At 66.1% G+C, this 1,199-nt stretch carries 1 protein-coding gene; it reads left to right on the top strand.

The window, feature by feature from the left end:
• Positions 1–52: 52 nt before the first annotated feature.
• Positions 53–1,194 (top strand): IS3 family transposase gene (locus ACQQ92_RS08405; protein WP_417575370.1). Its coding sequence is split into 2 segments (ribosomal slippage): positions 53–311 and positions 311–1,194, totalling 1,143 coding nucleotides; the frame shifts between segments, so codons are not numbered across the junction.
• The last annotated feature ends 5 nt before the right edge of the window (positions 1,195–1,199 follow it).

The following is a 1,199-nucleotide window of genomic DNA, read 5'->3' on the forward strand; positions in this document are numbered from 1 at the left end:
TACACTGATGTGGACAGTTCCGGGAGGGGCGCAGGAGACGGGAGGGCCGTATATGAGGGACCCCAGGCACCCGAGGCATTTCACCGACGAGTTCAAGAGGCAGATAGTCGACCTCTACAACGCCGGCAAGCCCAAGCGCGAGATCATGGACGAGTACGACCTCGGCAAGAGCACCGTGGAGAGGTGGATCAAGTCGATAAACGCGACCGGCTCGCCGCGCGCCGCGGACAACCGCACGCCCGAGCAGAACCGGATCCTGGAGCTCGAGCGCGAGAACCGCAGGCTCCGGATGGAGGTCGACGTCTTAAAACAAGCGGCGCTGATATACGCTCGAAAGTGAGGGCCATAGCGGCCAACGAGGGCCGCTACCCCATATCAGCGCAGTGCAGGCTCCTCGGCGTCGCGAGGTCGACGTACTACTCCATGCGCTCGCGGGCCGACCGGCCCGCCGCGCCGGACCCCGCCGCGCCGGCCGTGGTCGCGGCCCACGCCGCCAGCAAGGGCCGGTACGGCTCGCGCAAGATAAAGGCGTCGCTCGAGAGGTCGGGCGTCACCGTCAGCCGGCGCCGGGTCTGCCGCATCATGAGGGAGAACGGCCTGGTCAGCGCATACGGCAGGAAGAGGTTCAAGGTGCACCCCGGGGCGGTCAACGAGGCCGACGTGCCCAACGTCGTCGCGCGCGGCTTCGGCGGCAGGGCGCCGCGCACCCATATATGCAGCGACCTGACCTACGTGCGCGTCGGGGCCTCGTGGAACTACGTCTGCCTGCTCGTCGACCTCTACAACAGGGAGATCGTCGGCCACTCCGCCGGGCCCAGGAAGGACGCCCGGCTGGTCAAGTCGGCGTTCGCGACGCTCTCCTTCCCCATCTCGGACATCGAGGTCTTCCACACGGACCGCGGCAGCGAGTTCGACAACGCCGAGATCGACCTGATGCTCGAGGCCTTCGGCATTGAGAGGTCGCTGTCGGCCAAGGGCTGCCCCTACGACAACGCCGTCGACGAGTCGACCAACAGGATACTGAAGGCCGAGCTCGTCCACCGCGAGACGTTCGGCACGACGCGCGAGCTCCGGGCCAAGCTCTCGGACTACGTGCACTGGTACAACAACTTCAGGATCCACTCGACGCTGGGTTACATGTCTCCGGTCGAGTTCAGGGAGGCGGGGCTGTCCCTCCCGGAATCGTCCAAATAGGTGTT

The organism is Collinsella sp. SGI.241 (assembly GCF_050312955.1).
Taxonomy (GTDB): domain Bacteria; phylum Actinomycetota; class Coriobacteriia; order Coriobacteriales; family Coriobacteriaceae; genus Collinsella.